Raw genomic sequence first — 14280 nt, forward strand, 5'->3', positions numbered from 1 at the left:
GGACGAGCGACTCTAACGGGATCTTCCTGATAAATTAAATTGATTTTAGGAATAACCTAATATGCGTTTTTATCCGATAGAATCCCCAATGAGATGAGGCCTGTGCCTCGTGTTTCCGTCCGACCTGTGAGCACCGCTGATGAAAATCGATGATATGGACGCCTTCGTGGCGGTCATCCGTTGCCAGTCCACCAACCTGGCCGCCGAGGCCCTGCAACTGACGCAACCGGCCGTCACCCGCCGCGTGCAGAACTTCGAGCAGGACCTGGGCGCCACGCTGCTCGACCGCCACACCAAGCCGCTCAAGCCCACCCCCATGGGGCTGCGGGTGTACCAGCAGTGCAAGGCCATCCTGCGCGAGATCGATGCCCTGCGCGAGCTGGTGGCCAACCAGGGCGCCCCCTCCGGCACCCTGCGCCTGGGCGTGCCGCAAACCCTGGGCGACGTGGTGCTGCTCGAGGCGCTGGCGCGGATCCGCGAAGCCTACCCGCCCCTGCGCACCCAGGTCAGCAGTGGCTGGGGCAGCAGCCTGATCACCCGCATGGAGAACGGCGAGCTGGATGCGGCGGCGGCCCTGTTTCCCGCGGGCAAGATCTTCCCCGAGGGCATCGCCAGCCAGTCGCTCGCTCGGATGCCGCTGAAGGTGGTCACCGCCAAGGGCAGCGCCCGGCGCACGCAGACGCTCAAGGACTGCTACACCCGTGGCTGGGTGCTCAACCCCGACGGCTGCGGCTTCCGGGCCGGCCTGCAACGCGCGCTGAGCGAGCAGGGGTTGAGCCTGTCAATCAACCTGGAGACCTTCGGCACCGAGCTGCAGCTGGGCCTGGTCGCCAGTGGTCAGGGCCTGGGGCTGGTGCCTGAACCGCTGCTCGAGGTCAGTCGCCATCGGGCGGCGCTCGATGTGCTGAACGTCAGCGATTTCAAGCCGCAGGTGGATTTATGGCTGTTCCACCCGCGCTACCTGGGCAACCTGCAGGAGCCCGTGGAGCTGTTCGGCGAAATCGCGGGGCGAATGCTGATGCAGTGAGCGTCGATCGTGAACGATGCGGGGAGAAAACCCTCCTGATCACCCTGTATCCATGGACCTGTAAATGCGCATCACGCATAACCATGAATACTATAAATTCATAAAACAAATAATTAGCATAGAACCAAAAAGACTTTTACAGGCTTCATCCATACGAATACGGTCTTAGCCAGACACCGTCATTCAGGGATGAACCCCATGCGTCACCCTTCCGACAGCGCCTTGGCCGAACTGACCCAGGCCCTTGCCCTCCAGGCCGAGCGCTACGACCGCAGTGCTCGCTTCCCCCAGGACAACATCGACCTGCTGCACCGTCACGGCCTGCTCGCCTTCACCGTGCCGCAGGCCCTGGGCGGCGCCGGTGCGAGCCTTGCCGAGGCCCGCCGGGTCATCGGCGCGCTCGGCAAGGGCGACCCGGCCACCGCCCTGATCGTGGCGATGCAGTACCTGCAGCACGTGCGTCTGCAGGCACACACCGACTGGCCCGACGCCTTGCGTCAGCGCGTGGCCGTCGAGGCCGTGCACCAGGGCGCGCTGATCAATGCACTGCGTGTCGAGCCCGAGCTGGGCAGTCCCACCCGTGGCGGCCTGCCTGCCACCGTGGCGCGGCGCACGGCCGATGGCTGGCGCCTGAGCGGGCGCAAGCTCTACGCGACCGGGAGTCATGGTTTGACGTGGCTGCTGGTCTGGGCCCGCAGCGACGACCCCGACCCGTTGGTGGGCAGCTTTCTGGTACACCGTGACACGCCCGGCATCACCATCGTCGACACCTGGGACCACCTGGGCATGCGTGCCACCTGCAGCCACGAGGTGCGCTTCGACGAGGTGCCGCTCCCGCTCGAGCACGCCGTGAGCGTCAGCCCCGCCAGCGCACCGAGGGCCGAGCTCGATGCCGAGGGCCTGGTCTGGATGGCCGTGCTGCTGTCGGCGGTGTACGACGGCGTGGCCCGCGCCGCCCGTGACTGGCTGGCGACGTTCCTCACGCAGCGCGCCCCGTCCAACCTGGGCGCGCCCCTGGCCAGCCTGCCACGCTTCGAGACCGTGCTCGGGCGGATCGACACGCTCCTGTTCGCCAACCAGAGCCTGCTCGACGCGGCCACGACCGGGCAGGTCGCCGGGCCCCATGCCGGCCAGCTCAAGCACTTGGTCAGCGCCAACGCCATCCAGGCCGTGGAACTTGCCCTCGAGGCGGCCGGCAACCCTGGGCTGTCGCGGCACAACCCGCTGGAGCGGCACTACCGCGACGTGCTCTGCAGCCGGATTCATACCCCACAGGACGATGCCGTCTTCACTCAGGTCGGGCGTGCGGCGCTGGCGCAGGTGCCCGCATGAGCCGCTCGATCATCGCCAGCCAGCTCGACGCCTCGGCCAACCAGGCCCTGCGCCAGCAGTTGCCAGGCCACGACGTCCTCGACGTGCGTCCCGGCCAACTGACCCTCGACGCCCCTGCCGACGTCTTCATCGTGCGTCCGGTCGACGTGAGCGAGACGCCGCCGTCGGGGTGGCCCTGGCAGGTGAAGTGGGTGCAGCTCACGTCCTCGGGCATCGACGCCTACCCCGACTGGCTGCTCGAGGGCACGCCGGTGACCACCGGCAAGGGCGCCAACGCCGAACATGTGGCCGAATTCGTCCTGGCCCTGGTGTTCACCGCGGCCAAGCACCTGCCGGGGCTGTGGGTCAAGGACGCCCACTGGCGCCTGACGCCGCTGGCGCCGGTGCGCGGGCGCACGCTGGGCATCCTGGGTTTCGGCAGCATCGGCCAGTGCGTGGCCCGCAAGGCCGTGGCCCTGGGGATGCGGGTGCTGGCCACCGGCCGCCCTGGTCAGGCCATCGCCGACCTGCCCGGCGTGACCGCTGCGCCGGACCTGCACACGCTGTTCGCCGAGAGCGACCACGTGGTGCTGGCGGCCCCGCTCACCGCCGCCACGCGCGGCCTGGTCGATCGCCAGGTCCTGGCCCAGGCGCGTCCCGGCCTGCATGTGATCAACGTGGCCCGGGGCGGGCTGCTCGACCACCACGCCCTGCTCGAGGCACTGGACAGCGGGCGGGTGGGTCGCGCCAGCCTGGACGTCACCGAGCCTGAACCGCTGCCGGCCGGCCACCCGCTGTACCGGCATCCGCACGTCTTTCTCTCACCGCACACGTCGGCGATCTCCACGGCGGGCTGCCCGGACCTGATCGACGCCTTCGTCGCCAACTTTCACCGCTACCGCGCACGCACGCCCTTGGCCAACCTGGTCGACCGCGTGCGCGGCTACTGATCACTGGAGCGTTCCCATGAGTCCATCGCCTGCCGTCACCGCCCTGCCCGACAACGTCCGCCACCGGGTCAGCCCCGAAGAATGGGAGGTCCGGGTCAAGCTGGCCGCCGCCTACCGGCTGGCCGCGCTGTTTCGCTGGACCGACCACATCTATACGCATTTCTCGGTCCGTGTGCCCGGGCCGCACGAGCACTTTCTGATCAATGCCTTCGGCCTGCTGTTCGACGAGATCACCGCGTCGAACCTGGTCAAGGTCGATGTCGACGGCACGATCATCAACGACCCTTCAGGGTTGGGCATCAACCAGGCCGGCTACGTGATCCATGGCGCCATCCACCGTGCACGCCCGGACCTGCACGCCGTGCTGCACACCCATACCCGCGACGGCGCAGCGGTGTCGGCCCAGCGCGATGGGCTGTTGCCGGTCTCGCAGCATGCCCTGGCCTACTACAGCCGTGTGGTCTACCACGACTACGAAGGCGTCGCCCTGGACCTGGACGAGCAGCAACGGCTGGTGGCCAACCTGGGCCAGAGCAACATCCTCATCCTGCGCAACCACGGGCTGCTCACCGCCGGCGTCAGTGTGGAGCACGCCTTTCGCGAACTGCACGGGCTGGAACGCGCCTGCAACATCCAGATCGCGGCTCAGGCAGGCGGTCACGGTCAGGTGCTGCACGCCTCGCCTGCGGCCATCGCCAAGGTGCATGAACAGTCGAAGCGGTTTTCCGACGGCAAGGGGGACGGCATCCAGCGGCATTGGGACGCGCTGATCCGCCAGCTGGACCGCGAGGGGCGTGATTACCAGGGTTGACGCCCCCCGGCCGGTGCTTGTTCGACCGCTTCGCGGGCAAGCCCGCTCCCACACAGGCGCGGCGGCGTTCTGACAACTTGGCAGTGCGCTCCACCTGTGGAAGCGGGCTTGCCCGCGATGGGCTGCCAGACAGCCCTTGAAAAAGGTGGACTTGCCGATGAAACGTCGGCGCCCGCACTCACGTTCATTGCTCTGGAAGGATGCTTCACATGCCTGCACTGCACCGCCTGTTCGCCCTCGGGGCCCTGGCCCTGGCGTTGACCGCCTGCTCGCCGGCCGACGACCACACGGCCAGCAACACGCTCAACATCGCCTTCTGGGGGGACAACACCACCTTGGTCAGCGTCGATCCGTTCCAAGTGTACTGGCTCGAGCACCGCGTGCTGCTGCGCAACGTCGCCGAGTCGCTCACCGACCAGGACCCAGAGACCGGGCGCCTCATTCCCTGGCTGGCGACGCGCTGGGACATCAGTGCCGACGCCTTGAGCTACACCTTCCACTTGCGCCAGGACGTCACCTTCAGCAACGGCGAGCGCTTCGACGCCCAGGCCGTGAAGACCGCCTTCGACAGCAACAAGGCCTTCGCCACCCAACTGCCGGCCACCTTCGGCGCGACCTACCTGGCCGGCTACGACCATGCCGAGGTGGTCGATGCGTTCACCGTGCGCCTGGTCCTGTCCACGCCCAACGCCGGTTTTCTGCAAGCCACGTCCACCACCAACCTGGCGATCCTCGCCCCGGCCAGCTACGCACTGACGGCCCAGGAACGGTCGCTGGGCAAGATCATCGGCACCGGGCCGTTCATCCTCGAGCACTACACCCCGGAGGTCGGTGCGCGGCTGGTCAGGCGCGACGACTACGCCTGGCCCTCGGCCAACCTGCACAACCGCGGGGCAGCGCACCTGGAGGCCGTGGAGGTCCGCTACATCCCCGAAGAAAGCGTGCGCAACGGCCTGTTCCTGCAGGGCAAGGCCGACATCCTGTGGCCCCGCTACCCGTTCTCGGAGGTCGACGTGCAGCTTCTGCAGTCCAAGGGCGCGACCCTGCAGAGTCGCTCGCTGCCCGGCCCGGCGCTGAACCTCTACCCCAACACCCGCAACCCGCGTCTGCTCGCCGACCGCCAGGTGCGCCTGGCGCTGCAAAAGGCCATCGATCGCACCAGCTACGCACACACCGTGTTCAACGCCGAGTTCCCGGTGGTCAGCGGCGTGTACGACACCACCACGCCGTACTTCAAGTCGCAGCGCGCCAAGCTCGCCCATGACCCCAAGGGCGCCGAGCAGCTGCTCGAGGCCGCAGGCTGGCACAAGGGCGACGACGGCTACCGGCACAAGAACGGCCAGCGCCTGACCCTGCGCTACAACCTGACCCCGGTCGAAAGCGCCGGTGACGTGCTGGTGCAGGATCAACTGCGCCAGGTCGGCATCGACCTCAAGCTCAACGTGCTGACCCGGGCCGAATGGGTGGCCGGCAATGCCGCCGGCAACTACGACCTGACCTCCACCTACATGACCCGGGCCGACCCGATCATCCTGCAGACCATCCTCGACCCACGGGCCGCCAACAGCGCCACGCTGGCCACCAATGCCTACGCGCCCGACGTGCTGGCCCAGGCCCAGACGCTGTTCGACCGCGGCCTCACCGCCACCGCCGATTCGCAACGCGCCAGCGCCTACGGACAATTGCAGGACCTGCTGGTCGACGAAGCGTCCGCGTTTCCGCTGTACGAACGTGTCTGGCAAGCCGCCACCGCGCCGCGGGTCAAGGACTTCCGCTGGACGGCCGAAGGCTTCGCCCTGTTCAGCGACATTCAGGTCGCCCAGCCATGAGGCGCTACCTGATCGGCCGTGTCGGGCAAGCCCTGCTGGTGCTGTGGGGCGCCTACACCCTCACCTATTTCATCCTCTACCTGCTGCCGGGCGACACCCTGGCGATCATGCTCAGCGCCTCGGGCCTGGAGGCCGATGGCCTGTCGCCCGACGACCTGGCCAAGGCGCGGGCCTACTACGGGCTGGACAAGGGCCCCTTCGAACAGTACGCCGACCTGCTCTGGAGAGCCCTGCACGGCGACTTCGGGCAATCGCTGTCGCTCGGCCGGCCGGTCACCGCGCTGCTGGCCGAACGCCTGCCGCAGACCTTGGCCCTGGCCGGTGGCGCCATCGTGCTCTCCCTGCTGACCGGGATCGGCCTGGCGTGCCTGACGGCCTACGTGCAGTGGCGCCCCCTGAAGGTCGCCCTGACGCGTCTGCCGGCGCTGGGGTTTTCCGTCCCGGTGTTCTGGGTCGGGTTGCTGCTGATCCAGGTCTTCGCCTTCTCCCTCGGCTGGTTCCCGGCCACCGGCAGCCAAGGGCTCGACAGCCTCGTGCTGCCGGCGGTCACCCTGGCCATCCCCAGCGCCGCGCTGTACGCCCAGGTGCTGCAGCGGGGTTTCCAGGACGTCTGGCAGGCGCCTTACATCACCACGGCCTTTGCCAAGGGCCTGAGCCGGGCCCAGGTGCAGGCACGCCACGGCCTGCGTAACGCCGCCCTGCCCCTGCTGACCCTGGTCGGCCTGCAGGTGGGCAACACGGTGTCCGGCGCCGTCCTGGTGGAGACCATCTACTCACGCAATGGCGTCGGCCGTCTGGCCCAAGAGGCCGTGCTGCGTCAGGACATCCCCGTGGTGCTGGCGATCGTTGCGGTCGCCGCGGCGGCCTTCGTGGTGGTGAACCTGCTGGTCGACCTGCTCTACCCCTGCCTCGATCCACGCATCGCCCACACGGCCAAGGTGACCTGAGATGACCTTCCCCAGCCCATTACCCGCCCTCGGCACCCCAGCCCACCAGGATCCGGTGCACCCTGCCACGGCCTGGACACGTCGCACCCGGTGGCAACGCTGGCAGCAACGGCTGACGCCGCTGCTGCGCCGCCCAGGTTTCAGCCTGGCGCTGCTGATCGTGTCGTTCGCGCTGCTCGCCGCCGTGCTTCCGCACCTGCTGAGCAGCTTCGACCCCTATGCCACCTCGCCCGCCGACAAGCTCAGCGCGCCGAGCCTGAGGCACTGGTTCGGCACCGATGAACTGGGCCGCGACCTGTACACGCGGGTGGTCCACGGCGCGCGCCTGTCGATACTGGCCGCGTTGCTGGCGGTGGCCATCGCCCTGGTCGGCGGGCTGACCCTGGGCGTGCTGGCCGGCTTCGCCGGTGGGCGCGTGGATGCCGTGCTGATGCGCCTGGTGGACGTGCTGCTGGCCCTGCCCGGCCTGCTGCTGGCCCTGGCCATCGTCACCGCGATCGGCTTCGGCACGGTGCCGGTGGCGCTCGCCGTGGGTGCAGGCCTGATTCCAGGCTTTGCCCGCACCACCCGCGCCGAAGTGCTGCGCGTCAAGACCCTGCCCTACGTCGAGGCCGCGCGCCTGGGCGGCGCCAGCTGGACACGCACCCTGCTGCGCCACGTCCTGCCCAATGCCTGGGGGCCGGTGGCCGTGCTCGCCACCCTCGATGTCGGTGCGGCCATTCTGGCGGCTGCCGGGCTGAGCTTCCTGGGCTTCGGCGCAGCGCCCCCCGCCGCGGAATGGGGCACGCTGATCGCCAACGGCCGGCATTTCCTGATCACGGCCCCCTGGGTATCCCTGCTACCAGGGCTGTGCCTGGTGGCGGTCGTGTTCAGCCTCAATCACCTGGCGCGCAGCGCCGAGGAACCTGCCCGATGACGCCTTCCACCTTGATCGACGTGCGCGACCTGAGCATCCGCTACGCCACCGCCGGGCAGCCTACCCAGGCCGTGCGCTCGCTGTCGTTCAGCATGGCCCAGGGCGAGACCCTGGCCATCGTCGGGGCGTCCGGCTCGGGCAAGTCGACCCTGGCCCACGCGCTGCTCGGGTTGCTGCCGGACACCGCTCGCATCGACCATGGCCAGCTGTGGGTCGATGGCATCGACCTGGCGAGCGCCCCCGAGCGGATTCGCCGCCAGGTGCGTGGACGCACGGTCGGCCTGGTCCCACAGGACCCGATGGTCAGCCTCAACCCCACATTGCGCGTCGGTCAGCAGGTCGCCGAGGCCCTGGTGCTGGCCCGTGGCGGACGCTTCGCAGGGCTGGACACCGAGGTGCAGGGGTTGCTGGCCCAGGTCGGTCTCGACGACCCGGCGCTGCGCGCCCGCCAGTACCCTCATGCCTTGTCCGGGGGCATGCGCCAGCGTGTGCTGATCGCCATCGCCCTGGCCGGCGAGCCGCGGCTGATTATCGCCGACGAGCCTACCAGTGCGCTGGACGTGACCGTGCAACGGCGCATCCTCGACCACCTGCAAGGGCTGGTGGCCGAGCGTGGCCTTTCGCTGCTCATTATCACCCACGACCTGGGCATGGCCTGCGATCGCGCCGACCGCCTGCTGGTGATGAAGCAAGGGCAGTGTGTCGAGCAGGCCACGCCCCGGCAGATCCTGTGGGGCATGCGGCAACCCTACACGCAGGACCTGCTCACCGCCGCCCCCGCCTTCGTGCCGCGACGCCGGCCGGGCGCCATGACAGACCAGGCACCGCTGCTGCGCCTGCAGGGGGTCGGCAAGCGTTTCGTCGTGCCTGGGCGCGCCGAGCCTTTCACGGCCTTACAGGGCCTGAGCTTCGACGTGCAGGCCGGGCAGACCGTGGCCCTGGTCGGTGAGTCGGGCTCGGGCAAAAGCACCGCGCTGCGCCTTGCCCTGGGGCTGGAGACCCCCAGCCAGGGGCAGGTGACGTTCGCCGGCGTCGATGTCGGCGCCAGCAGCTGGCGGCAGTTCCGGCCCTTGCGCCGGCGCATCCAGCTGGTCCAGCAGAACCCGTTCGCCGCCCTCGACCCGCGCTTCACCGTGTTCGACAGCATCGTCGAGCCGCTGGTGTCGTTCGGCCTGCTCAAGGGCCAGGCCCTGGCACGCAGGGCCCAGGAACTGATCGCCCAGGTGCACCTGCCGGTGCAGTTTCTCGACCGGCTGCCCAGCGAACTGTCCGGTGGCCAGCGCCAGCGCGTGGCGATCGCGCGTGCGCTGGCGCTGGAGCCCGACGTGCTGCTGCTCGACGAGCCGGTCAGCGCGCTGGACGTGTCGGTCCAGGCGCAGATCCCCGCCCTGCTGGAGACCCTGCAGCACCGGTTGGGCATGGCCTACGTGCTGGTGTCCCACGACCTGGCGGTGGTGGCGAGCATGGCCGACCACGTGGTGGTGCTGCGCCGTGGGCAGGTCGTCGAGCAGGGGCCGGCGCTGCAGGTGCTCAGCCAGCCGACCAGCGCCTACACCCGTGAGCTGATCGCGGCGATACCAGGGCATTCACGGCGCGTGCTGCCCGTGGCGATTTGACGACAGACGCGTGGCCCTTACGGACGCGCACACCCACAAGGTCATCATCAGGAGAGACCGAGCATGAGTAAACGACAGATCCACCTGGGTGCGATGATCCATGGCGTCGGCCATGGCTGGGGCGAGTGGCGGCACCCAGACGCGCTGGCCGATGCCAGCGTGAACTTCGGCTTCTACAAGCAGCAGGCGCTGTTGGCCGAAAGCGCCAGGTTCGACTTCGCCTTCATCGCCGACAGCCTGCACATCCACGCACGCTCCAGCCCGCACTACCTGAATCGCTTCGAGCCATTGACGATCCTCTCCGCCCTGGCGGCGGTCACCACCCACATCGGCCTGGTGGCGACGGTCACGGTCAGCTACAGCGAGCCGTTCCAGGTCGCCCGCCAGTTCGCGTCGCTGGACCTGATCAGCGGCGGCCGCGCTGGCTGGAACGTGGTCACCTCCTGGCTTTCGGGCACCGCCGACAACTTTGGCAAGGCCGAGCACCCGCCCCATGCCGTGCGCTATCGCATTGCCCGCGAGCATGTGCGGGTGGTCCAGGGCCTGTGGGACTCGTGGGAAGACGACGCCTTCACGCGCGACAAGCGCACCGGCGAGTTCTTCGACCCGGCCAAGCTGCACACCCTGGGCCACCAGGGCGAGTTCTTCAAGGTCAAGGGCCCGCTGAACATCCAGCGTTCGCCCCAGGGCCAGCCGCTGATCTTCCAGGCCGGCGTGTCGGAGGACGGGCGCACCTTCGCTGCCCAGACTGCCGATGCCATCTTCGTCAACCCGGAGTCGTTCAGCGATGCCCGCGCCTACTATCGCGACTTGAAACAGCGCGCCGCCGCCCATGGGCGCGACCCTGACCAGCTGTTCATCCTGCCGGGCATCCGCCCCATCGTCGGTCGCGACGAGGCAGAGGTCGAGCGCCGCTACCAGCAGGCGGTCGAACTGGTGAGCATCGAGGATGCCCTGGTCGCCCTGGGGAGGCCGTTCAACGACTACGACTTCAGCCAGCACGACCTGGACGCGCCGTTCCCCGACCTGGGCACGCTTGGCGACAACAGCCACAAGGGGACCTCCGACCAGCTCAAGCAGCTGGCCCGCGACGAAGGCCTGAGCCTGCGCGAGCTGGCGCTGCGTTTCTCGCGCCCACGCCGGGACTTCACCGGCACGCCCGAGCAGGTCGCCGACGCCTTGCAGGACTGGTTCGAGAACGAAGCCGCCGATGGCTTCATCGTCAACTCGCTGTTGCCTGACGGGTTGCAGTCCTTCACCGAATGGGTCGTGCCCCTGTTGCAGGCGCGCGGCCTGATGCGCAGCCAATACCCTGGCCGTACCTTGCGCGACAGCTTCGGCCTGAGCGTGCCGACCAACCGCAACACGCTGCTACGCGAGCAGGCGGTGGTGGCCTGAGGTCATTCGGGTCGAGCGCCCGTACCGGCGCCATCGCGCGAGCAGGCTGCCTGCAGAGGGCCGCTCGGCAGGCAGTTGCTTGGAATGAAGACCAGCGACAAGGCCCGACCAGGCAGCGCCTGCATCGCGGGCAAGCCCGCTCCCACAGCGGCCAGTCAGTGCGCTGATGTCAGGCAGTTGATTGGAATGAGGGCCCGTGGGAGCGGGCTTGCCCGCGATGGGCTGCAAGGCAGCCCTTGAACGACCATCCAGCCCGACAGGCGGACAGTGAAGGCAGTGATGCCCAGGCAGCCAGTCAGTGCACTGATGTCAGGCAGTTGATTGGAATGAGGGCCCGTGGGAACGGGCTTGCCCGCGATGGGCTGCAAGGTAGCCCCTGAACGACCATCCAGCCCGATAGGCGGACAGTGAAGGCAGTGATGCCCAGGCAGCCAGTCAGTGCGCTGATGTCAGGCAGTTGATTGGAATGAGCGCCAGTGGGAGCGGGCTTGCCCGCGATGGGCTGCAAGGTAGCCTCTGAACGACCATCCAGCCCGATAGGCGGACAGTGAAGGCAGTGATGCCCAGGCAGGACGGTAACGCCTGGGCGCAATCGACGTTGTTTCGACGTTTCCATCACATGGCCTGCCCGGCCAGGTGCCTATCCGCGCATGTACGTTTCGAGGACATGATGTCTAGACCCCCTTGCATCGCCCTGCCCCTGGTCTGCCTGCTGGCCCCTGGGACCCACGCGACCACCTTGCCTGAAGCACCCCGCCTGGAGACGGTCACGGTGACGTCCACCGCCACCGGCTCGCGGGCGAATCAGCGCACGGTGGTCGACAGCCCCACGCCGATCGATGTGATCAGCAACGAGCAACTGCTGCGCACCGGCCGTGCCGAGTTGTCCGAGGCCATCGCCAAGCTGCTGCCGTCGTTCAACTTCGGCACCAACATCGCCGGTTTCCAGTCCGGCGTACGACCGCTGAGCAACCGCAGCCTGGGGCCGGCCTACACCCTGGTCCTGGTCAACGGCAAGCGCCGACACAACAGCGCCCTGCCGGCCAGCGGCTCCACCGACAACAGCGGCGCCAACGCGGTCGACATCGACATGATCCCGGTCAGCGCCGTATCGCACATCGAGGTGCTCAAGGACAGTGCCGCCGCCCAATACGGTGCCGACGCCGTGGCTGGCGTGATCAACGTCATCCTCAAGAACGCCGACGGCGGCGGTCATTACGACAGCAGCTACGGCCAGCTCTACAGCGGCCAGGGCGCGACCCTGAAGCTGGCCGGCGACCAGGGCTTCGCGCTGGGTGACGGCGGCTTCCTGCACCTGTCGGGCGAAGCACGCAAACGCGGAACCGCCCACTGGATCGACAAGGCCGACCCCGGCTATCGCGCCTACTTCGAAGACGATCGCCAGGCCGCCTGGGACCACCGTGCGGTCAAGAACGGCGACCCGGACCTGCGGGCCTTCAACCTGGGCTACAACGCCGAGCTGCCGCTGAGCGGCGACCTGCGCCTGTACTCGTTCGCCACCTACGCCGAACGAAAGCTGGAGGCCTACAACAACTACCGCCTGCCCAACAGCAATGCCTCCATCCCCGAACTGTTCCCCGACGGCTATTTCCCGCTCAACAACCTCAAGGACACCGACTATCAATGGCTGCTCGGCGCCCGGGGAGTGGCCGATCGCTGGGCGTGGGACCTGTCCACCAGCTATGGGCGCAACAAGAACCAGCAGTCCAGCGACCTGACCCTCAACCCGACCTACGGGCCAGCCTCACCGACTTCGTTCGATGACCTGGCCACCTTGCAGTTCGACCAGTGGGTGAACAACCTGGACATCCGCCGCAGCTTCGATGGCCTGTTCGGCCTGGCGGTGCCGACCCAGGTCTCGGCTGGCCTGGAACATCGCTGGGAGCATTTGCGCACCTTTGCCGGCGACCCCATCGCCTATGGCATCGGCCCTTACACCTACCCGGCGACACTCGCCGACGGCCGCCCCAACCCTCTGTATGCCTTGGCCAACGGCCAGACCGCGGTGGGCGCCCAGGCGGCGCTGACGATCCGCCCTGAAGACGAGGCCGACGTGCAGCGCAACGTCTACGCCGCCTACGTCGGACTGGGCCTGGACCTCACGCCGCGCTGGTACCTGGGCGGCGGCGCACGGCTGGAGCATTACGCCGATGACACCGGGCGTGCTGCCAGCTTCAAGCTCAATTCCCGCTACGGCCTGACCGACAGCATCGCGGTGCGCGGCACGCTGGGCAGTGGCCTGCGCGCACCCTCGCTGACCCAGACCGGCTATACCGTCAGCGACAACCGGACCGCGCTGGATGCCAATGGCAACGTGGTGCCGGCCCTGCGCCGTACCGTGGCCCCCGGCAGCGCTGCCGCGCAGGCCTTCGGCGGCGGCACCCTGGACCCGGAAACCTCGCGCAATGCCGGCCTTGGTCTGACCTGGCAGCCTGCCCGGCGCACCCAGGTGACCCTCGATGCCTACATGATCGACATCGATGACCGTATCCTGCTGACCGAAAACCTCTATGACCGGCGTGGCGGCAGTGGCGCGGTAGGCGATGTGCTCGCCTCGCTGGGGCTGGCCCGCACCACCTGGATCAACTACTACACCAATGCCTTCGACACCCGTACCCGCGGGATCGACCTGGTAGGCGACCATACCCAGGCCTTTGGCGCCTTCGGGGAGGTGCGCTGGACGCTGGGCTTCAACTGGAACAAGACCACGGTGCGCGGCACGCGCAGCACGCCCCAGGGCTTGGCCGAGGCCGGCCTGCAGGTGGTGGGCCATAGCCGCGAGGGGGATCTGGTCGCGGCCCTGCCCGAGACCAAGTGGGTGCTGGGTGGCCAATGGATGCTCGGCAACTTCACCGGCACCTTGCAGACCACCCGTTACGGCAGCGTCGAGACCTGGCAGCAGAACCCTGCACAAGACCGTCGTTTCGGCGCCAAGTGGATCACCGACCTGGACCTGTCCTACCTGCTGCTCGACAGCCTCACGCTGAGCCTGGGGGGCACCAACCTCTTCGACGTGCGCCCGGACAAGCACGGCGTGCCCAACCCCAATGGCAACCAGGCAGCGTATGGCAACGCGCCGTTTCATCCGGGGGGTGGGTATTGGTACACGAAGCTGGCGTACGACTTCTGAGCAGGCAAGCCTTCTGGTTGGCCATGGGCGGCCTTGCAGCATCGAGATCAGGGTTGCCAGGCCATCGGTCGACCTGCTGGCGATGCCGTGCGGCTGCCAGCGTCATCGCGGGCAAGCCCACAAATGCGGGGGTGCATGCGGAGCCGATGTGAGGGGTTTCCTGGGGGGTGGGAAGTGTGCCTGGAGGGGTTGAGTGGCTGATTTTACGGCCCCTGCGGGGCCGATCGCGGCGCTGGGGCCGCTCCTACAGGAGGACCGCAGCGCTGATTTGCCAGGACGCCGGCGTTCTCGTGTGGGAGCGGCCCCTGTGCCGCGATCGGCCCC

10 protein-coding genes are annotated in these 14280 nt (G+C 68.2%); all 10 read left to right on the top strand.

Going from position 1 to position 14280, the window contains the following annotated elements; all coding sequences use genetic code 11:
- Positions 1-139 precede the first annotated feature (139 nt).
- The 10 genes from G7Z99_RS11080 (at position 140) to G7Z99_RS11125 (ending at position 13956) form a co-directional block, all read left to right on the top strand.
- A complete protein-coding gene (locus G7Z99_RS11080; protein WP_181093747.1) occupies positions 140-1027 on the top strand; it encodes a LysR family transcriptional regulator in 888 nt (295 codons plus the stop codon).
- A 198-nt stretch (positions 1028-1225) separates the two neighbouring features.
- Positions 1226-2359, top strand: a complete 1134-nt coding sequence (locus G7Z99_RS11085; RefSeq protein WP_181093748.1) for an acyl-CoA dehydrogenase family protein — start codon at positions 1226-1228, stop codon at positions 2357-2359.
- Positions 2356-3288, top strand: a complete 933-nt coding sequence (locus G7Z99_RS11090) for a D-isomer specific 2-hydroxyacid dehydrogenase family protein (protein WP_181093749.1) — start codon at positions 2356-2358, stop codon at positions 3286-3288. Before G7Z99_RS11085 ends, G7Z99_RS11090 begins: the two co-directional genes overlap by 4 nt.
- Before the next feature lie 16 nt (positions 3289-3304).
- Positions 3305-4099 (top strand): class II aldolase/adducin family protein, encoded by a 795-nt coding sequence (locus tag G7Z99_RS11095; protein ID WP_181093750.1) that lies wholly within the window; start codon positions 3305-3307, stop codon positions 4097-4099.
- A gap of 209 nt (positions 4100-4308) precedes the next feature.
- Positions 4309-5928, top strand: a complete 1620-nt coding sequence (locus tag G7Z99_RS11100) for an ABC transporter substrate-binding protein (RefSeq protein WP_181093751.1) — start codon at positions 4309-4311, stop codon at positions 5926-5928.
- A complete protein-coding gene (locus G7Z99_RS11105) occupies positions 5925-6875 on the top strand; it encodes an ABC transporter permease (RefSeq protein WP_181093752.1) in 951 nt (316 codons plus the stop codon). The genes G7Z99_RS11100 and G7Z99_RS11105 overlap by 4 nt, the downstream gene beginning before the upstream one ends.
- Position 6876: 1 nt before the next feature.
- Positions 6877-7791, top strand: coding sequence for an ABC transporter permease (locus G7Z99_RS11110; protein ID WP_181093753.1), 915 nt, complete (start codon positions 6877-6879; stop codon positions 7789-7791).
- Positions 7788-9407 (top strand): dipeptide ABC transporter ATP-binding protein, encoded by a 1620-nt coding sequence (locus G7Z99_RS11115; RefSeq protein ID WP_181093754.1) that lies wholly within the window; start codon positions 7788-7790, stop codon positions 9405-9407. The genes G7Z99_RS11110 and G7Z99_RS11115 overlap by 4 nt, the downstream gene beginning before the upstream one ends.
- A gap of 63 nt (positions 9408-9470) precedes the next feature.
- Positions 9471-10805, top strand: a complete 1335-nt coding sequence (locus G7Z99_RS11120; RefSeq protein ID WP_181093755.1) for an LLM class flavin-dependent oxidoreductase — start codon at positions 9471-9473, stop codon at positions 10803-10805.
- 619 nt (positions 10806-11424) lie between these two features.
- Positions 11425-13956: a TonB-dependent receptor plug domain-containing protein gene (locus G7Z99_RS11125; RefSeq protein ID WP_375139148.1), complete on the top strand. Its 2532-nt coding sequence runs from the start codon at positions 11425-11427 to the stop codon at positions 13954-13956.
- The last annotated feature ends 324 nt before the right edge of the window (positions 13957-14280 follow it).

The sequence above is a fragment of the Pseudomonas entomophila genome, assembly GCF_013523165.1.
In the GTDB taxonomy this organism is placed as follows: domain Bacteria; phylum Pseudomonadota; class Gammaproteobacteria; order Pseudomonadales; family Pseudomonadaceae; genus Aquipseudomonas; species Aquipseudomonas entomophila_A.